This window comes from Chryseobacterium sp. FG46, from assembly GCF_057809135.1.
Genome location: NZ_JBMDJJ010000020.1, coordinates 72,454 through 89,963, shown reverse-complemented (window position 1 = coordinate 89,963; position 17,510 = coordinate 72,454). Strand labels below are relative to the sequence as shown.

General features: G+C 35.7%; 22 protein-coding genes and 1 tRNA gene. 4 read left to right on the top strand and 19 right to left on the bottom strand.

What is annotated here, in order from left to right; all coding sequences use genetic code 11:
* Positions 1 to 90: 90 nt before the first annotated feature.
* The 7 genes from ACODR7_RS15370 to greA form a co-directional block, all read right to left on the bottom strand.
* A tRNA-Met gene (locus tag ACODR7_RS15370) sits at positions 91 to 164 on the bottom strand.
* A gap of 44 nt (positions 165 to 208) precedes the next feature.
* Positions 209 to 1,501 carry a TlpA family protein disulfide reductase gene (locus ACODR7_RS15365; RefSeq protein WP_488840348.1) on the bottom strand — a complete coding sequence of 431 codons (1,293 nt, stop codon included), beginning with the start codon at positions 1,499 to 1,501 and terminating at the stop codon, positions 209 to 211.
* A 61-nt stretch (positions 1,502 to 1,562) separates the two neighbouring features.
* A complete protein-coding gene (locus tag ACODR7_RS15360) occupies positions 1,563 to 1,775 on the bottom strand; it encodes a signal peptidase (protein ID WP_488840346.1) in 213 nt (70 codons plus the stop codon).
* A gap of 5 nt (positions 1,776 to 1,780) precedes the next feature.
* Positions 1,781 to 3,757, bottom strand: a complete 1,977-nt coding sequence (locus tag ACODR7_RS15355; protein WP_488840345.1) for a T9SS type A sorting domain-containing protein — start codon at positions 3,755 to 3,757, stop codon at positions 1,781 to 1,783.
* 74 nt (positions 3,758 to 3,831) lie between these two features.
* Positions 3,832 to 5,019, bottom strand: coding sequence for an ATP-dependent Clp protease ATP-binding subunit ClpX (clpX, locus tag ACODR7_RS15350; protein WP_488840343.1), 1,188 nt, complete (start codon positions 5,017 to 5,019; stop codon positions 3,832 to 3,834).
* 68 nt (positions 5,020 to 5,087) lie between these two features.
* Positions 5,088 to 5,477 carry an HIT family protein gene (locus tag ACODR7_RS15345; RefSeq protein ID WP_076596846.1) on the bottom strand — a complete coding sequence of 130 codons (390 nt, stop codon included), beginning with the start codon at positions 5,475 to 5,477 and terminating at the stop codon, positions 5,088 to 5,090.
* Between the two features lie 57 nt (positions 5,478 to 5,534).
* Positions 5,535 to 6,005: a transcription elongation factor GreA gene (gene greA / locus ACODR7_RS15340; protein WP_076596847.1), complete on the bottom strand. Its 471-nt coding sequence runs from the start codon at positions 6,003 to 6,005 to the stop codon at positions 5,535 to 5,537.
* Between the two features lie 109 nt (positions 6,006 to 6,114).
* Between greA and ACODR7_RS15335 the strand changes: the two genes are divergently transcribed.
* The 3 genes from ACODR7_RS15335 (at position 6,115) to ACODR7_RS15325 (ending at position 8,958) form a co-directional block, all read left to right on the top strand.
* Entirely contained in the window at positions 6,115 to 6,570 is a 456-nt protein-coding gene (locus ACODR7_RS15335) for a hypothetical protein (protein ID WP_076596848.1), read from the top strand.
* 9 nt (positions 6,571 to 6,579) lie between these two features.
* A complete protein-coding gene (dtd, locus tag ACODR7_RS15330; RefSeq protein ID WP_488840341.1) occupies positions 6,580 to 7,029 on the top strand; it encodes a D-aminoacyl-tRNA deacylase in 450 nt (149 codons plus the stop codon).
* A gap of 270 nt (positions 7,030 to 7,299) precedes the next feature.
* Positions 7,300 to 8,958 (top strand): S8 family peptidase, encoded by a 1,659-nt coding sequence (locus tag ACODR7_RS15325; RefSeq protein ID WP_488840339.1) that lies wholly within the window; start codon positions 7,300 to 7,302, stop codon positions 8,956 to 8,958.
* Positions 8,959 to 9,045: 87 nt separating this feature from the next.
* Here the strand turns inward: ACODR7_RS15325 and ACODR7_RS15320 are convergent, their stop codons facing one another.
* From ACODR7_RS15320 to ACODR7_RS15265, 12 genes are all read right to left on the bottom strand, one after another.
* Complete coding sequence (locus tag ACODR7_RS15320) at positions 9,046 to 9,558, bottom strand: hypothetical protein (protein WP_488840337.1); 513 nt, start codon at positions 9,556 to 9,558, stop codon at positions 9,046 to 9,048.
* A 60-nt stretch (positions 9,559 to 9,618) separates the two neighbouring features.
* A complete protein-coding gene (locus ACODR7_RS15315) occupies positions 9,619 to 10,158 on the bottom strand; it encodes a hypothetical protein (protein WP_488840335.1) in 540 nt (179 codons plus the stop codon).
* 53 nt (positions 10,159 to 10,211) lie between these two features.
* Positions 10,212 to 10,916 (bottom strand): DUF1361 domain-containing protein, encoded by a 705-nt coding sequence (locus ACODR7_RS15310; protein ID WP_488840333.1) that lies wholly within the window; start codon positions 10,914 to 10,916, stop codon positions 10,212 to 10,214.
* Between the two features lie 6 nt (positions 10,917 to 10,922).
* The gene (locus tag ACODR7_RS15305; RefSeq protein WP_488840331.1) at positions 10,923 to 12,293 is read right to left on the bottom strand and encodes a DUF4153 domain-containing protein; all 1,371 of its coding nucleotides are present in this window, start codon (positions 12,291 to 12,293) and stop codon (positions 10,923 to 10,925) included.
* 20 nt (positions 12,294 to 12,313) lie between these two features.
* On the bottom strand, positions 12,314 to 12,646 hold the full coding sequence (locus ACODR7_RS15300; protein ID WP_488840330.1) for a hypothetical protein: 333 nt from the start codon (positions 12,644 to 12,646) through the stop codon (positions 12,314 to 12,316).
* Between the two features lie 9 nt (positions 12,647 to 12,655).
* A complete protein-coding gene (locus ACODR7_RS15295; RefSeq protein WP_488840328.1) occupies positions 12,656 to 13,141 on the bottom strand; it encodes a Coq4 family protein in 486 nt (161 codons plus the stop codon).
* Positions 13,142 to 13,147: 6 nt separating this feature from the next.
* A complete protein-coding gene (locus ACODR7_RS15290; RefSeq protein ID WP_488840326.1) occupies positions 13,148 to 13,483 on the bottom strand; it encodes a hypothetical protein in 336 nt (111 codons plus the stop codon).
* A gap of 5 nt (positions 13,484 to 13,488) precedes the next feature.
* Positions 13,489 to 14,328 (bottom strand): metallophosphoesterase, encoded by an 840-nt coding sequence (locus ACODR7_RS15285; protein ID WP_488840324.1) that lies wholly within the window; start codon positions 14,326 to 14,328, stop codon positions 13,489 to 13,491.
* A gap of 24 nt (positions 14,329 to 14,352) precedes the next feature.
* On the bottom strand, positions 14,353 to 14,643 hold the full coding sequence (locus ACODR7_RS15280) for a hypothetical protein (protein WP_488840322.1): 291 nt from the start codon (positions 14,641 to 14,643) through the stop codon (positions 14,353 to 14,355).
* 54 nt (positions 14,644 to 14,697) lie between these two features.
* Positions 14,698 to 14,988, bottom strand: coding sequence for a winged helix-turn-helix domain-containing protein (locus ACODR7_RS15275; protein WP_076596858.1), 291 nt, complete (start codon positions 14,986 to 14,988; stop codon positions 14,698 to 14,700).
* A gap of 90 nt (positions 14,989 to 15,078) precedes the next feature.
* The gene (locus ACODR7_RS15270) at positions 15,079 to 15,696 is read right to left on the bottom strand and encodes a hypothetical protein (protein ID WP_488840321.1); all 618 of its coding nucleotides are present in this window, start codon (positions 15,694 to 15,696) and stop codon (positions 15,079 to 15,081) included.
* A 237-nt stretch (positions 15,697 to 15,933) separates the two neighbouring features.
* Positions 15,934 to 16,698, bottom strand: coding sequence for an enoyl-CoA hydratase/isomerase family protein (locus tag ACODR7_RS15265; protein WP_488840319.1), 765 nt, complete (start codon positions 16,696 to 16,698; stop codon positions 15,934 to 15,936).
* Between the two features lie 255 nt (positions 16,699 to 16,953).
* Here ACODR7_RS15265 and ACODR7_RS15260 point away from each other — a divergent pair, with 255 nt between their 5' ends.
* Positions 16,954 to 17,505 carry a phage tail protein gene (locus ACODR7_RS15260; protein ID WP_488840317.1) on the top strand — a complete coding sequence of 184 codons (552 nt, stop codon included), beginning with the start codon at positions 16,954 to 16,956 and terminating at the stop codon, positions 17,503 to 17,505.
* The last annotated feature ends 5 nt before the right edge of the window (positions 17,506 to 17,510 follow it).

The following is a 17,510-nucleotide window of genomic DNA, read 5'->3' as shown; positions in this document are numbered from 1 at the left end:
TAAAATTTAGTTGAAAAAATTAAAGAGTAAAGTATCAATTCTTTTAAAAGTAAAAACCGCAATCATTAAATCAATGATTGCGGTTTATTGTAGCGAAGACGGGAATTGAACCCGTGACCTCAGGGTTATGAATCCTGCGCTCTAACCAACTGAGCTACCTCGCCGTTTTGGTGGTGCAAATATAGAAAATATTTCTTTACCTCCAAAATTATTTTAGCTTAAAATATTCTAAAACATCACCAACATGATCTGGTTTACTGATTATCTTATTGTTAGCATCTAAAATAAAATACGTGGGAGTTGCATGAATATTATACAAATCTGTGTAACTACTGTTCCATCCTCTCAATTCGGAATCATTCACCCAAGGAAATGCAGCAATTTTTTGGGTATATGAGTTCTTATCAACATCTAAAGACAGCCCTACAATCTGAATATTTTTTGATTTCAGATCATTATATTTTTCCAAAAGTTTAGGAAGTTCACTTTCACAGTGTGAGCATGTAGATGACCAAAAGACAACCACCTTTTTATCTGCTTTAATATCGTGTAATGATTTTGCAGTGGTATTAACGGGTGACTGGAACTTATAATTAGGAAAAACAGCCCCCATTTCAATGTTCGCATTGGATTTCAATGTGGAAGCAAGCCTATCAGTGATGGTACATTTAAGATTTTTGGCAAGAGACAGATATTTACTCTTATATTCATCCATCTGATAGACATCAAAAATATCAATCAATTCTGACAATACAGTCTGACCTCTTGGAGTCTCTACTTTTAAACGATCTAACAACTTATCAACAGAAGCCGTAACATTGGTATTCCCCCCTGAATTCAGATAAGCTACCAATACAGGTCTCAATAAGGATGAGCTTTCAAGCATATCCCCTGATTTATCCAGAAAGTTGATTATTTCTTCCTGATCTGCCTTTTTAGCTGAATCCGGTGAATTGGAAAGAAACTTGCTGTAATTCGTATTATAATAAGCAATAAACGGATGTTGTGCTGCATCAATAGAACCTGAAGCACCAGAAAGTCTTTCAATTTCTGTTTTCAAAGCTTTTCCAAAATCAGTATTGTCTTTGTAATATTCTTTGATCTGTGCTAAAGCCGGCAAAATAAGCTCTTTCTTTTGTGAACCTTCTTGTTGTTTACTCATCAGATTATTGGCTTCATCCAGATACGTAACATCCTTTACTTTGCTATTCTGGATATCCAGTTTAATGCTGACATTTTTATTTTCAGAAATAAAGCTTACGGTATTATTAGAACCTGGAAAATAAACTTTCATCATCCCCATATAATGGTTGGGATATTTAAAAGTCCACATACTATTCTTACTTTGTTCTTTGGTAACAATAATATCTTTTGATCCGTTTAGTGTATATAGAATAGCATCCTGGTCTTTAAAATCTGCTGGAGTCTGAATGGTAACAGTAAATTGAGCCTGCAAAGCAAATGCGGCCAAAATCGCTGATAGCGTATAAATCTTTTTCATAGAGTAAAAATAAAAAAACTCTCTGACTAATCAGAGAGTTTAATATTATTTTAATAAAATTTTATGCTTTTATACTTTTGTACTTTTTTGTAAAGTAAACAATAAATCCTATTGCTACGATACCAAGTACATATATATACATATCAATGGGTGAGGCAGGTGATCCGGTACCATTTCCTCCATTTCCTCCTCCTCCTGGGATTGGTGGAGCGGCATTTGCTAAAGATACAGCAAATAGGAAAAATGCCAGGACTAGTTTATTAATAGTTCTCATGTGGTTTATTTTAAGATTTTAGTGTTAACAGTTTCTCCCTTATCAGAAACGATTTTTACAACATATGAATTTTTAACTGAGCCATCAAGCTCGATTACAAAATCTCTGGATGTTTCAACCGCTTTTTTAGAGATTACCAGTTTACCGCTCATATCATAAACTTGAATGTCTGCTTTTTTCCATTTTGGATCGAATCTAACAATGTAATTTGTAACAGATGGATCATAAACAACAAGTGTTCTGGAAACACTAGGAGCTGTTTTATCTACTGCCAAAGTAATATTACTTGGCTCACCATAATACAAGTTAGCTTCTTCATTTGTTACAGCTACAACATCTCCCTGTTTAGCCTGTACTAAATTTCCGTTTTCTGCTTTATAGTAGAAACCAATTCCTGAAGATAACTGGTGAGTACCAGCAGGAATAAGTTCTGCATTTTCTCTGATCTCGAACTTATAAGATTTAACCTGATCAAGTTTATAGTTAACTAACTTAACATTTTTACCTTGGAAGTTACTCTCATTAGCTTCGTTAATATATAACCAATAGTTAGTATAATTGTTATCATACCCACCATTCAATGCTTCTTCGTAAGTACCAATGATTCTTGTACCTGCTGAACTTTGAACTGTTGTAGCTGCAGAAACCTGATGTCCTGTTGTAAATGATGGAGAAACCACATAGTACGTTCTGGAAATCTCATTACCATTAGCATCAAGACCGATTACCCCAAGCTGTTTTACTGTATTGGATGTGCTCTTACCTGCCATTCTAGCCGCATTTACCCCATTAGGAGTACCTGCAGTTCTTGCTGTTGATTTGAATCTTCTTAGTGTATTAAAATCTAAAGTCTGAGCTGTATTGTTTCTTAACTTTATTTTAAATGACTGCATAGGTTTGATAACCATTTTATCTAAGTTCACATCTCCAACCGCCGGAGCAACCCCGTCACCTGTAGGCACGTAAGTAACCACCTGAGCACCTGTAGCATAAGTAGAACCTCCAGGAAGTGTAACCACAGTACCCGGATTATATTCAATACCCCAGATATTTTTTACAGCATTTCCATCTGATCCGGTAACACTTTCAGTATATCCAATATTAGATAAATCTAAATTAGTAAGATAAGGGTTACCAAACTGATAAAAGTTTTGGCCAAATGTTCCAGCCCATGGGCTTAAAGTAAATTCAAAGGAATCATCAAGATAAGTATTGTACTTTTCGTTGTAAGCATTCACAGCATTACCACCATTTCCAAATACAATATTGGAAGCTCCAACGTTAGATTTTCCTGCATTCTGCAATGAAGCAGTTCCAGCTAACGGAGCATATGGCTTTCCGTTAATATTGAACACAGTTCCTGTGGCAGGTGCACTTGGATTCCAGTCGTTATTAGTAACTTTCAGCATGTAATACCCTGAACCATCAGCAGTAGTAGTTGCTAAATTTGTAAAATGTGCAGAAACTGCATTAGCATTATCCCACTTTAGAATTGGATTACTATATCTACCCGTATTGAAAGTCTTACCAACTTCAGTAGATAATGAGCTTAAAGCTTTACCAAAGAAAGGCAAAGCAACTTGCTGGAAATAATTACCACTACCATTACTTGTAGTTCTGTATTCTTTGGTTACAATACCTGTAATATTGGACTGGGATAGTCCATCGATGTATAGCTGACCATACGTAGAAGTAGCAAAAGAAGCAGGGGTATTAAGTCTTAAGATTATATTTCCGCCATCGGTTTTATCAGCACCGCTGGCATCAATTGTTTTTAAGAGATCCGTACCAGATCCTACAACCATGATATTTCCATGTACGTCCAAAAGACCATTACCTTTTGTTTGTACACCTCCACCACTATAAACTAGGGTGCCTTCGCTCACATACATATTAGCATTAGTGTCAACATGACATAATATCTGCGCCTGAACAGAATAACCAATTGCTAAAAGACCTATAGCAAATAAACTTTTTCTCATTGTATAAATTATTTGTGTGTTAATACAATCTTCACCCGCAAAGGTATTATTATTTTTCTTAAAAAAAAAATTTTTTATCTATTAATCAAAACATTATCTTCAGTTAGGATAATTTCTTTCTCCTCTCCTATTGAAAACATATAGTCTTCTAGAACTTTTTCGGTGGTACCTCTAAGGCCTCTAGCACCTAATCCTTTTTCAATAGTTTCCTCTACGATTTTTTCAATTGCTCCGTCTGTGATTGCCAAATCTGTGCCATCCATTTTAAAAAGTTCCACAAATTGATTCACGATAGAGTTTTTAGGTTCCTTCATAATTCTTACTAACGTCTCTTTCGTGAGCTTATCAAGGTAAGTAATGATTGGAAATCTTCCTAAAAGTTCCGGAATTAATCCGAAAGTACGAAGATCAATCGCATTAATATTTGTTAATATATATTCGTCCTCGTCAGTTTTATTGATTTTTTCAGAGCTGAAACCGATTGCCTGCTTGTTCATTCTTCTTTCGATGATCTCCTTGATCCCGTCAAAAGCTCCTCCTGCAATAAATAAGATGTTCTGAGTATTGACCTGGATGTATTTCTGATCCGGATGTTTTCTTCCTCCTTGTGGCGGAACATTCACAATACTTCCTTCCAGCAGTTTCAGTAATCCCTGCTGTACACCTTCTCCTGAAACGTCTCTTGTAATACTTGGATTGTCTGATTTTCTGGCAATCTTATCAATCTCATCAATGAAAACAATTCCTTTTTCAGCTTTCTCCACATCATAATCTGCTACCATCAGAAGCCTTGAAAGGATACTTTCGACATCTTCTCCTACATATCCTGCTTCTGTTAAGATAGTAGCATCCACAATACAGAAAGGAACATTAAGTTCTCTGGCAATTGTTTTTGCCAAAAGGGTCTTACCCGTTCCCGTCTCCCCTATCATGATAATATTTGACTTTTCAAGCTCCACTTCTCTGTTTTCGTCCTGAGCATGAAGTAATCTTTTATAGTGGTTATAAACAGCAATTGAAAGCTGCTTTTTTGCCTGATCCTGTCCAATCACATACTGATCAAGGAATTCTTTGATCTCTTTCGGCTTTTTAAGCTCATCCATGCTGTTTGCAGGTGAATATCCTGTTTTTGATGCACCATCTTTTACAATAGCATGTGCCTGCTCTATACAATTTTCACAAATAAAACCATTCTGCCCAGAAATCAGCATCTGTACTTCATTTCTTTTTCTGCCACAGAAAGAACATTGGTTGGAATTCATATGATATAATATATATGTATATGTTAAAGAAAATCGTAAAAAATTACTTTTTTACGATTTTCTGGTTGTTAAGAATTAATAATTGAGTGTTGAATCTCTGTATATTCTTCGTTCGTTAATTTTAATCTTTCATTTCTGAAATTCATGTCTTCCATCTTATTTAAAGGAATCAGATGGATGTGTGCATGAGGAACTTCAAGCCCTACCACTGCTACTCCTACTCTTACACATGGAACTGCAGTTTTGATCTTCTTGGCTACCTCTTGGGCAAATCCCCAAAGGTTTTTGTATTCTTCACTTTCAAGATCAAAAATCAAATCCACTTCTTTTTTAGGTACTACTAAAGTATGTCCCTTCACCAAAGGCATTGCGTCTAAGAATGCAATGAAGTCTTCATTTTCTGCAATCTTATAAGAGGGAATTTCGCCATTGATGATTTTTGTGAATATAGTGCTCATTTTATCAGAAGTTTGGGTTAGATATTTAGAAGGTTAGAAATAAAAGGGAATATCAGACTATAATGAGATGTCTAATACTTCAAAAGACAGTTTGTTTCCGTTTGGCAAAGTAATTTCAGCAACTTCACCAATAGCTTTTCCTAACAGCCCCTTTGCGATAGGTGTGTTCACAGAAATCTTTCCCGTCTTCAGATCGCTTTCGTTATCTGGTACCAATGTAAATACCTGCTCTTGCTTGGTAGCATTGTTTTTAAGTTTCACTGTCGTTAAGATGGAAACTTTTGAAGTATCTAATTGGCTTTCGTCTATAATTTTAGAAGTAGAAATTACGTCTTTCAGCTTAGAAATTCTCATTTCAAGCATCCCCTGAGCCTCTTTAGCCGCATCGTATTCTGCATTTTCAGACAAATCTCCTTTATCTCTTGCTTCTGCGATCTGCTGAGTAATTTTTGGTCTCTCTACAGTTTCCAACTGTTCCAGCTCAGCTTTCATTTTCTCCAGGCCCTCCTTAGTTACATAGCTTGCCATAATTTTCAAAATTTAGTTTTAGTATAAAAAAATAATCCGACATTTGCCGGACAATGTTTTCGTGTTGTAATCGTTTAATTTTTACAAATATATAAAAATTTAAATTGAAATGAAAAAAACTTTCTCAATCTTATCTATTTTCATTTTATTGATTTTCAGTAATTTAACTATAAACTCTTGTGGGAGCAGAGAAGATACTGTGAACTGCTTCCCCAATGTTCCTATCAATGTATCACTTAATCTAAACCTTCCCGCTTACTACGTTTTGAACAATATCAACGGCTGGATTTATGTAAACGAACAGCAATCTGGAACGAGAGGACTTATTATTGTTCGAACCGCAAACGGATTTAAAGTCTATGACAGGAATGCTCCACATATATGTCCTGATAATAATACCACTCTTGAGGTAAAAGACAATATTGCCATCATATGTCCGCAGGATGATACAAGATGGATCTTAAGTACGGGACAGCCGGAATCGGGAGCCAAAACTTCTCTGCCGCCTAAAACTTATCCTTACAGTTACGATGCCGCAAGTAAAATCTTAAATGTTTATTATTAAAAATATAAGATGAAGATCGTTATACAAAGAGTTTCTGAAGCCAGTGTAAGAGTAGAAGGAAAAATTGTTGGAGAAATCGGAAAAGGACTAATGCTGCTTGTAGGCATAGATGAAAATGATGAAAAGACAGATGCTGACTGGCTTGTACAAAAAGTTTTAAACCTGAGGATCTTTGGAGATGAAGATGACAAGCTTAATCTTTCCGTGAAAGATATTTCAGGAGAAATCCTTTGTATCAGCCAGTTTACATTGATTGCAGATTATAAAAAAGGCAACAGACCTTCTTTCATAAAGGCAGCAAAACCGGATAAAGCTGTACCGCTTTTTGATTATTTTAAGGAAGAAATAGCTAAATCGGGATTAATAACCGAAAGTGGAATCTTCGGAGCTGATATGAAGGTTTCTCTTATCAATGACGGACCGGTTACCATTGTAATGGATTCCATTACCAAAAGCTAAGCGGAGAAGATAAAGGTGTAAAATATACGCAATACGTTTCAATTTATGGAGCGTATTTTTTTTGATTAGTAAGCAGAAAATACATCTGTCATTACACCTCACGGGTTTTGAAAACCTGTGAGGTGTACCATTCATAAACAAAGAAATCCTTTATACAAAAGGAAGGAGTAAAAATTAAAAAAATAAATTCACAAAAACGTGATTTGTTTTCATTTTATTATTATTTTTGATACAAATCAAAACTGATTTACAACCATTTAACAAAATCGTATGAAAACAAAAACCAACCTTTTCGCATTATTTGCGTTCTGTTCTACTCTGTCTTTCGGGCAGGGCAGCCAGCCCAAAATGGCTGATGATCAAAATTCAATTATTTATGTATGCTTTTCAAAAGGCATCAATTCAGAAAAAACAGCTTTCAGCAGAAATGCTGATCTGGAAAGATTTTCAAGAGAAAACCACATCTCATTTAAGTATGATCTGGACTTTACAGACAGCAAACTTGATGAAATGGCCAGAAACAGCAAGGCCATCGGAAATTCCACGGAATCTGTGGAAAAACTGAAAAGAATTTATAAGGCTGACATTCCTCTTCAAAATAAAGAAGCCTCAGAAAAAATCATCCATACCCTGGAGAGATTTCCTGAAATAGAATATGTTTCCGTAATGAGTGCCGAACCTATAGAACCACCTTTGGTAAATGCTTTTGTGGCAACTCCTGATCTGGAAAGCCTGCAGACCTATCTGAATGACAATCCGGGAATCAATGCTAAATATGCATGGTCAAGAGGAATCACCGGACAGAATATCCGTGTGCGGGATGTAGAATATGGTTTCTATAAAACTCATGAGATGCTGTCTAACCAAAACTCTATACAACTGGAACCGGGATATTCTCCGAATGCCGGCCTGGCCAATAATAATTACCGTGATCACGGAACGGCAGTAGTAAGTATTTTAGGTTCTGTAAAAGATAATATTGGTCTTACAGGAGCTGCCTACAATACTTCTGAAATAAAAGGTTATATGGAATGGACCACTGTGGGATACAACCGGGCTTCTGCAGTGAGCAGATCTATTAATGCATCTCAGGCCGGAGATATTATTTTATATGAAATGCAGACTGGCGGAAAAGACGGTCAGTATTGTCCTGCGGAATATGATAAAGTAATCTGGGATCTTACCAAAGCCGCTACTGATTCTGGGATTATTATCATTGCTGCAGCAGGTAATGGAAACCAGAATCTGGATGATCCGTTTTATGCAACCTATCTTGCAAGAGGAAATAGTGGTGCTATTATTGTAGGAGCAGGATCTCCTAATACTACCCATTCGAAATTAAGTTTCAGTACTTATGGAAACAGAGTGGATGTTCAGGGCTGGGGAAGCAGTGTGATGGCGGCAGGTTATGGATCTTATGCGAAATATGACAATGACAACAACAGAACTTATAATTATTTCAGCGGTACAAGTTCTGCAACACCGGTAGTTTCTTCTGCTGCTATTTTAATCCAGTCTTTCTATCGTCAGACTACAGGTCAGTATTTAACGCCTTCTGCAATGAAAAACCTTTTAATTTCAACGGGAATTCCTCAGGGAGGAACTGTAACGGGTCAAAAGATTGGCCCACTTCCTAATGTGAAGAATGCCATTCTTCAGCTGGAAAGTAAATTTGCAGCACCTGTTAAAACTTTATCTGCCTTAGAGGTTAAAATTTATCCTAATCCGTCCAGCAGTTCTATCGCTCTTAAAAGCAGTGAAAATAAAAAACTGGATGTAGAGATTATTAACCTTCAGGGGCGCACTGTTATCAAAAATTCAGTTTTGCCAAATGAGAAAATTGATATCTCACAACTACCAGCAGGTCAGTATATTATTAACATCAATGAAGGCCAGAGAAGAGTTGTTGAGAAACTGACAAAACTCTAAATAAAAGATTTTTTTACCTATTTTACTTCATATCAAACCCTCTTCCAGAATACTGAAAGAGGGTTTTTAATAGTATTTTTTATGTACTTATTTTGCAGGAACGCTGCTGAAATTAAGCGCCACTTTGATATTCATATCTGAAGAAGTCTGATTCTTCAGCTCATACACTGTTCTTACAGTTAAACCTGAACTTTTTACAATTTCATCCAGGAATCCGGTATCATTAAGATCAAGATTTAAGCTGGAAGAATTGGTAGAGATATTGGAACGTGAAGCGACCAATCTTTCTCCTGTTCCGCTAGAAGAAACGTATATTTTTACAGTTTTAAAGGCACTCAGATTCCCTCCTGAAGGAGATGCCACAGAGATTTTTGCGTCTGAAATTCTTACGTCTTTAATCTTTGCATTGTTATTTCCTCCGAACCATGTCTGTACATTGGTAGCTGTTGCAGTGGAAGAAACTTCTTTATCTGCAGGAACTCCCGTAGATACCAAAACATTAGTTGTGTATGGAAATGTATTCTGAACCAATGACTGTACGGTTCCGCAACTTACAAGTACAGCTGAGGCAGCCATTGCTGTTAGAACTATATTTTTCATAATTTAAAATTTTAAACTTCAGTGTTTAGTTTGCAGAAATTGTACCAAATTGATTGAATATTATTCAACCGTTACTGTGAAACTTCCTTTGGTATTTCCTGAAGCCATATTACTTTTTCCGATAATCAGCCACACTTCACCTTGTCCGGGAGTATCATAAGTAATTTCTCTTCCAAAAGGTCCGTCATAATTCCCGTTAGGAAGTCTGATCTGATTGAAACGAATATTAAAATCTTTCTCTTTTGTTGAAATTTTCGCTTTAATATTGGGACGGTTGTAACGGGTCAGCTTTAAGACTAAATCCTGATCATCTTTTGTAAATTCTTCTCCAATTGTAAAAGGGAGCTGGTTAGCATCTGCCGTTCTTATGATCTGACCCTCTTTTTCATTTCTCATTACCCCTTTGCGTAAAACTTCCTTAGTGACCGGAGCATTGTTAATAATTGAATCTTTTTTTCTTAATGCTGCAGAATCTGCTTTTACTACAGAGTCCGGCATTTCTGTTACCACTGTAGAATCTTTCTCCGGAACGTTTGTCACAGCAGGTTCTTTTTTACAGGCAACAATAATCAAAGGAATTAACAATAGGCTTTTTTTCATAATATTAATTTTAAAAGTGGATCAACATTTATTATGCTGAGCTCATTTAAATGCTAAAATTGTTCCATTCCGTTTAATGATTTATTTTCCGGCTGCAATTCTTTTTCATCATTGGTTTCTGCCCATTTAAATGTAAAGTACATAAAGTTGAGAATAATTCCCATCAAAAGGGTGACGCCCCATGTTTTGGTATATTCCATGGGATAGATGAATCTTACCAGAATATCTGAGAACAGACCAAAAGGATTGTTGAGTACATCCCAGCTGTTCCATCTCAAAAATCGGCCAAGATAAACTCCAAAACTGCTCATGAAAAAGAAAAGCACAGTTACTCCATTGATAATATTTCTTTTTCCATAATCAGAAAGTCGTTTTTCAATATCATTAAGACTTATAAAACCACAGATCAGCCCCGTCCATGCATAGGAAAGAATCACAATCAGGTCATACCAGATTGGTATGTCATTTCTTGCTCTGAGATGAAAAAGATCCGTAAGAATATAGGGGGAATTGGGGAAGAACAATATCCAGACTACTATAATAAAGATGAGTGAAATTGTACTTCTGATCTTAAAAGCAAGAATGAATGAACTTAATAATAAAGGAATCCACGCCAGAAAAAGATTCCAGTTGAGAAACAAAAATACTTTTGTATCACTGATATAATATCTGAAAGCAGAGAGACTGAAACAGAATATAGTCATCATTATCAATAATACATTAATTTTAAATCTTGAGGATTCAATAAGGTTTTTCATGATCTTCTATTTTAGGGTCTGATAATACAAAATCTTTGAAAGGAAGGTTTTGGATCTCTCATTTTTCACTTTATCCTGCAGAGTCTTTTTTAGTTTCTGATCATTTTTTTCATCTGCATATTTCAGGAGTGCTTTTTCACTGAAATTAATAGAAGTTCGGTGATAATTAACCGCAAAATCTTTTCGTTTCATATTCTGGGAAGTGATAAAACCACCCCAGTTGAAATAGCTGCATACAAGAACGGTTGCATAAAAATACCAGATCATTGTATTAACAAGGAAAATGTTTCTTTTTTGCTTTTGAATTTTAATATAAGTCAAAACCAGGCCGATTAGTGATAAAAGAAGGAAAGCAAATACACCAAGTCTTTTATAGGTAAATGCATAATAAACAATATACTCATAGTTTTTAAGCGCTGCGGAAACAACAAGAACAGCATTGAGAAAAATCCATATTTTGGCTAATAGTTTCAGTGAACCTGCTTTTGAATCAAAATTAAATCCTGATTTAAAATAAAACATAATCACCAGAATTGCCATGACAATAGATATAATAACTGCGTTTACTCTTTCATGGGTTTCTTCTGAAAGCTGAACAGGTGTTTTTACGGCTTCATAAAACTGTTCATAATTGTAGGTAACAATAAAGAAAATCAATAGAATATTCAGCAAAACAAAAGAGATTACTCCGCTCATTCTTTCTGCGTCAAGATCAAGAAAGGAATAAGTAGCTTTGGGAATCCGGGAATCTTTGCGGAAATCGTTATCCAGAACATGATTGTTTTTATAGATTAACTTTTCCACCGCATAATTCCAGTAATTAAAGGCAATAAAGAATCCTAACACAGAGAGACAAAATACCTGCCATAGATTAATATCCAGCTCATAATCTGTGAAAAGGGCTGCAAAATGGTCGCTTCCTGCAGAATATATCCCAAAGAAAACAGAAACCAGCACCAGCGGAATCAAAAAGAAAGCCAATGTCTTTTGCCAAAATCCTGAAAAATTTTTCTTAGGCAGCCATTCATCAAAGCTAAAAAAACGACAGAAGGAAGTACAGCTATTCACGATAAAAACCGGAATTAAAAAGAGAATCTTCAGTCTTCTGTTCTTTGATTTGTATCCCAGCAAAAGCAGCGAACTCATCACAGCAATAAATGATGTAAAATCTCCAAACCATGCAAATGCAATACTGGAAAGAATACTTGTCGCAAAAAGAACATAAAGTATTCCTGTTTTATTTTTTGCAGGTGTCCTGAAAAGGGTTAATGCTGCGTAGACAATTCCCAGGATTCCAAGGTTTAGCCCTACATCCTGGTCATAAAAGACGATAACAAAGAGAATGGCTGTAAGAAATATATAATGATGTGTTTTCATGAGGTTAATTATTTAAAGATTTAAAAGGTTGAAAGATCTGAGAGATTTGAGAGATTTGAAAGAAATTCAAAGTATAGGGCGAGGTAGATTAAAGCAACAGGAACATTGAGCAACAGAAGAAGTACAGAATTTCCGTTCCTTTTCTTTCCGGAAATATCACTCAGGAATTCCATCAATTCATATAAAATGATTAACAGATTCACTACTGCCGCGATCACCACATAGTAAAATCCGAGTATCACGAGAAATTCAGCTTTTGTAATCCAAAATAAAAGCAGTAATGAGGTACCCAGCAAAAAGGAAATCAGAAACGTTTTTGCTCCCAGCGGACTGAATTTTATTTTTCTCATCATCCTTAAATTTTAATGGAGAATGGCTGTTTCTTTTTGTTGAATGAAGTCTTTCACATGTTCATAATTCTGCCATAGCAGTCCTTCAAAGTCCCAGTGATGAAAGGTTCTCATATTTTGTCCTTTTTTATATGCTTTGATATAAATTTTCGCATATTCAGGAAGAATAATTGTTCCTAATACGATTGCAGCCAGAAGGTGCGCATTGAGTTTACCGTTTCCAAGCAGCAGATACTGCATGGCAATTTCATCTTCAAAGTTGGTTCCGCAGCCGGTAATCAGATGGTGTACGTCATGATTTTCCATTTTGGGTATCATTGAAAAGCCATGTTTTCTGTAAAACTCTCCCAGTTTCCGACCTAAAGAATCTTCCTGAAACTCCAGCAGTTGCTTTTCATTGAACTGCCACTGTCTTTTTTTCTTTTTAAAATATTTTCTGTATAATTTTTGAGTTTTATCGTACACAAAAAGCAGAAACTGAACGCGTATTTTTTTCATAGTGAATTAATTAAAAATAACAAGATTGAATCCTATTATGGTATAAAGTATAGCTATAGGTATATTGATTAAGAGAATTGCTGCAGAATGTAAATAGGCTTTACGATTAGATTTATTAGCAGCAGCACATATCAGCAAAATCAACATAATAACAAGGTTGAAAAGACTTCCATAAGTAATGAGCATAAATCCTAAATCTGCAAACCAAAACTCCTTTGTGAAAATATATCCGAAAAGACAGCTATTTCCAGCTAAAAAGAATATTACAAAAATGATTTTTCCAAAGTTTAAGATATTCTGATCTTCCTTTGTTTTTTGTTTTATTATTTCTGAATCTTTCATAATTATTAAGCTTGAGTTAAGGTGAAAACAGTAATTTCCGGGCGTACCATAAATCTTATCTGGAAAGAATGTCCTATGGCCCGATTGATGTAAAGCATTCTTCCATCTTCCAGATCTATTTCTCCCGACACATATTTTTTATTTTTTACAGGAAGAACCGGAGTAATAATACCGGGAATCCGACATTGCCCGCCATGAGTATGTCCGCTTAAAATCCATCCCTGATAGCTGTTCCAAATATCCAGATCACAGGCGTCTGGGTTGTGGCACAATACAATATTGGCTTTTGAGGAGTCATATTCACTCATCCCATCTGAGGGATAGAAATTAGGCGACCAAAGATCTTCAAGTCCTATAAAATTCAGTCCATGGATTTCCTCCTGAGCATTTCTCAGCACTGTAATACCTCTGTCTTTAAGAATTTCACAGATACTATCTGAGCATTCTATATCTTTCCAATTTTCACCATAATCATGGTTACCGAGGATTCCAAAAGTGCCTGACGTTCCCAAAACACAATTTTCCATTACAGTTTCAAGTGCTTTTTGTTCTTCTGGTGTTCCCTTGTTTACATAATCGCCAGTATACACTACAAAATCCGGCTTAAACTGTTGGGCTTTCTGAAAAGATTCAATCAGAAAATTCCAGTCGAAACGATTTCCCACATGCAGATCTGAAATCTGCATCAATTTCTTTCCTTCAAGAATCTTTGGCAAGTTTTTAACAGGAAGTTTTCTTTGTACAAATTCCACCCAAAAAGGTTCTATCTGCCACGAATACAATGCCGGGAAAGCACCTCCCAATGAAAGATAAGCTAGTCTTTTAATGAACTCTTTTCTAGTCATATTAAATACTGAATAAATCCGGCTTTAGCTTCCCGCAAACGGGCTTCCGAAAATCCCTACCGCCAACTCGGCACAGATCAAAGCAAGAGCCAGCAAAATAAAAATGCAGATCAGGACTTTGTAGCTTTGCTTTCTGATTTTATTTCGGACCAGGTTAATGAGAAAAGCTGCTGTAAAAAGTAAAGCTCCTGCTATCAGAAAATCTGAAGCTGACCAGTTTACTTCTTTAGAAAATAGATTTCCAGCCAAAGGAATACTGAGTAAAGCCAATGGAAGGACATAAATTGCGAGTGTTTTTTGTTTTTGTGTCATCATTTTATTAATTAAAGTACTTTGCAATTCAAAGTTAATTTTCAAAAAAATATAAGGCTATCGCCCTAATAATTTTTCCAGTGCATCCAAATGTTCAGTAAAAGCCTGTCTTCCACTTTGGGTTACGCGATAAGAGGTTTTGGGCTTCTTTCCGACAAATTCTTTTTTCACTTCTATATAACCAGCTTTCTCCAGAGCATTGCTATGGCTTGCAAGATTTCCATCGGTTATTTCGAGCAGACTTTTCATTTCAGAAAAATCAACCCAGTCGTTGACCATAAGAACGGACATAATCCCCAGTCTTACACGGCTTTCGAATTCTTTATTGAGCTGATTTATTTTGATCATTTTACTTTTTCTTATTTATTCTGCAGTCATTACCAAAGGCAATACTTATGCTAATTTTGCTATTGAATAGCAAAATTATATCCTCATCCATTATTTATATTTCTTATGCATGATCAATCCATACACAATATGCAAAACTCCAAAACCAATAGCCCAGAACAGCAATCCCCATCCTAAAAAGAACAAAGAAACAAGTCCTAAAATAATTTCTAGATATCCTAAATACTTTACATCCGTTAATGTATAACGTTCTGCAGCTACCAGCGCCAACCCATAAAAAATAAGTGTAGCCGGAGCAATGAAAACAAAAAGATGATGATAAAGTAGAGCGAGACAAAAGACACCGCCTGCTACCAAAGGCACTGCAAAGGTAAACAAAAGTCTTTTTGTTGTGGCATCCCAGATCTTCAAACCTTTCTTTTTGCTTTTATGGGCGGTAAAAATATAACCGCTAAGGACTGCAACAACCAAAATAATAGATCCAATCAGGACAAGTTCTTTCACTAAGGAAGGGCTTAAAATATTTCTGTCTCCATCAAAATAGCTGATTCCTTCTCTCTGAAAGACAAAATACACATATACGGCTCCAGTAATTGCCACTAACCCGGCCACAACTCCGGATAAGCCACTTAGAGAAATAAATCTGGAAGACCGTTCCATCATAGAACGAATGTGGGATAAGTCTTCGTGATAGTTTTTTGAATCCATAAAAAGAACTTTGAATTACAAAGTTATAAATTATTTTCAATTCGCCAAGTTTTTATTTAAAATTTTGGAAATAATTCTTTCGCGATATATTAGAATTATTCTATCGGCATCTGAAAGTCTAAAAACTGTATCCATCTTTTAAAACACCAAAAGGCACAAAAAATCCGTAGAAAACAAATATTTCTACGGATAAAGTTTGGATCAGAATCCAATTATTTTCTAGCCATTAAAGACAAATTATTTTGCCCTTAACCTTTCTTTGATGGATTCAATATTTTTCTTAGCTGAGTCCTCAAGAATAAGACTTGCACTCATATGAATTCTTGCCGGCATTAGCTCATTGAAGTGATCTGTTCCTTCCCATGAAACCTTTTTAATTAATGACAAAGCATCACTGCTTCTTGATGCTAAAGTCTGTAAAAATTTCTCCAGTTTATCATCCATTTCCTGAATAGTATCAGAAACAGAATGATAAATATTATGCTGCTCAGCCCATTCTGCAGATCTGAAGTCTGCATCAATGGCCATTGCGGAGAATTGCGACTTCCCTATTTTTCTTTCAACATAAGGCCCAATTACAAAAGGTCCGATTCCAAGGTTGATTTCCGTAAGCGCCAGAGCTGAATCTTTAGTAGCAAAACAATAATCTGCTCCGCAGGCAATTCCAACTCCTCCACCGGTAGTTTTTCCCTGCACTCTTACCACTACAATTTTCCCACAGTTTCTCATTGCATTTAAAACTTTAGCAAAACCACCGAAAAATTTTGTGGAAGCTTCCAGTTCCTCAATTGCTAAAAGCTCATCAAAACTTGCTCCTGCACAAAACGCTTTCTCACCTGCACTTTTTACTAAAATAGCTTTCACCTTTTCTTTTGCTCCTTCTTCAAGGATAGTTTCTGCCAGTTTTTCTAAAATTGCTCCCGGAAGAGAGTTACTTTTTAGGGTTCCGAAACTGATTTCGGCAATATTATTTTTAATTTCTGATGCTACAAATTCGCTCATTTTTATTTTTATTGGATTGTTACAAAAATACGAAATACAGCTCGTTCAGAGAAACTTAAAATATAAATTTTCCTTTTTGAATCAGCATACTTCAAGATGTTATTACGTAGAAATACGGAGTTTTAAATTTGGTATTTTCTACTCTAGTACCTCCTTGTTATTAATCGTTCCTTTGAACTGAGAATTAACAACCAAAAGGCGGAGTCTGAAAAGCCTGTAAAAGAGTAAGAAATCTAAAACTAAAAAAATATTATCATGGACGAGTACATTGGAATTGTAAAATTATTTGCAGGAAATTTTGCCCCTAGAGGATGGATGTTTTGCGATGGAAGTTTATTAAGCATCTCAAGAAATTCTGCCTTATTCTCTATTTTAGGAACAACTTATGGTGGAGACGGCATCACTACTTTTGCTCTGCCCAACTTAAAAGGGCGTATAGCTTTAGGCGCAGGAAATGTAAATGCCAACGAATATTATCCTTTGGGTGCAGCGGCAGGTACTACACAAAATACACTTTTAGCATCAAACCTTCCAAGTGTAGGTGCAGGATTTCAGCTTAAAGTAGCGAATAAAAATGCCAATTCATCTACTCCAACGGCCACTTCAACAATTGCTATCTCAGGAACACAAGTGGGAAGAGATTTCAATGCAGTACCTAGTTTCGTGAATAATGCTAACCCTGATACGATTATTAATAATCAAAGCATTAGCTTCATCGGTCAAAGCCAGCCTGTGAATAATATGCCGCCTTATCTTGGCTTAAATTATATCATTTGTGTGGAAGGTATTTACCCACCAAGGGATTAATAGCC

Excerpts from the sequence above, each read along its gene's own strand:
- ACODR7_RS15365 (WP_488840348.1), bottom strand. The coding sequence starts at position 1,501 with ATGAAAAAGATTTATACGCTATCAGCGATTTTGGCCGCATTTGCTTTG.
- ACODR7_RS15310 (WP_488840333.1), bottom strand. The coding sequence starts at position 10,916 with ATGAAAAACCTTATTGAATCCTCAAGATTTAAAATTAATGTATTATTG.
- ACODR7_RS15295 (WP_488840328.1), bottom strand. The coding sequence starts at position 13,141 with ATGAAAAAAATACGCGTTCAGTTTCTGCTTTTTGTGTACGATAAAACT.
- ACODR7_RS15265 (WP_488840319.1), bottom strand. The coding sequence starts at position 16,698 with ATGAGCGAATTTGTAGCATCAGAAATTAAAAATAATATTGCCGAAATC.
- ACODR7_RS15270 (WP_488840321.1), bottom strand. The coding sequence starts at position 15,696 with ATGGATTCAAAAAACTATCACGAAGACTTATCCCACATTCGTTCTATG.
- ACODR7_RS15325 (WP_488840339.1), top strand. The coding sequence starts at position 7,300 with ATGAAAACAAAAACCAACCTTTTCGCATTATTTGCGTTCTGTTCTACT.
- ACODR7_RS15305 (WP_488840331.1), bottom strand. The coding sequence starts at position 12,293 with ATGAAAACACATCATTATATATTTCTTACAGCCATTCTCTTTGTTATC.
- ACODR7_RS15320 (WP_488840337.1), bottom strand. The coding sequence starts at position 9,558 with ATGAAAAATATAGTTCTAACAGCAATGGCTGCCTCAGCTGTACTTGTA.
- ACODR7_RS15275 (WP_076596858.1), bottom strand. The coding sequence starts at position 14,988 with ATGATCAAAATAAATCAGCTCAATAAAGAATTCGAAAGCCGTGTAAGA.
- clpX (WP_488840343.1), bottom strand. The coding sequence starts at position 5,019 with ATGAATTCCAACCAATGTTCTTTCTGTGGCAGAAAAAGAAATGAAGTA.
- ACODR7_RS15290 (WP_488840326.1), bottom strand. The coding sequence starts at position 13,483 with ATGAAAGATTCAGAAATAATAAAACAAAAAACAAAGGAAGATCAGAAT.
- ACODR7_RS15280 (WP_488840322.1), bottom strand. The coding sequence starts at position 14,643 with ATGATGACACAAAAACAAAAAACACTCGCAATTTATGTCCTTCCATTG.
- ACODR7_RS15335 (WP_076596848.1), top strand. The coding sequence starts at position 6,115 with ATGAAAAAAACTTTCTCAATCTTATCTATTTTCATTTTATTGATTTTC.
- ACODR7_RS15315 (WP_488840335.1), bottom strand. The coding sequence starts at position 10,158 with ATGAAAAAAAGCCTATTGTTAATTCCTTTGATTATTGTTGCCTGTAAA.
- ACODR7_RS15260 (WP_488840317.1), top strand. The coding sequence starts at position 16,954 with ATGGACGAGTACATTGGAATTGTAAAATTATTTGCAGGAAATTTTGCC.
- greA (WP_076596847.1), bottom strand. The coding sequence starts at position 6,005 with ATGGCAAGCTATGTAACTAAGGAGGGCCTGGAGAAAATGAAAGCTGAG.
- ACODR7_RS15355 (WP_488840345.1), bottom strand. The coding sequence starts at position 3,757 with ATGAGAAAAAGTTTATTTGCTATAGGTCTTTTAGCAATTGGTTATTCT.
- ACODR7_RS15285 (WP_488840324.1), bottom strand. The coding sequence starts at position 14,328 with ATGACTAGAAAAGAGTTCATTAAAAGACTAGCTTATCTTTCATTGGGA.
- ACODR7_RS15300 (WP_488840330.1), bottom strand. The coding sequence starts at position 12,646 with ATGATGAGAAAAATAAAATTCAGTCCGCTGGGAGCAAAAACGTTTCTG.
- ACODR7_RS15360 (WP_488840346.1), bottom strand. The coding sequence starts at position 1,775 with ATGAGAACTATTAATAAACTAGTCCTGGCATTTTTCCTATTTGCTGTA.
- dtd (WP_488840341.1), top strand. The coding sequence starts at position 6,580 with ATGAAGATCGTTATACAAAGAGTTTCTGAAGCCAGTGTAAGAGTAGAA.
- ACODR7_RS15345 (WP_076596846.1), bottom strand. The coding sequence starts at position 5,477 with ATGAGCACTATATTCACAAAAATCATCAATGGCGAAATTCCCTCTTAT.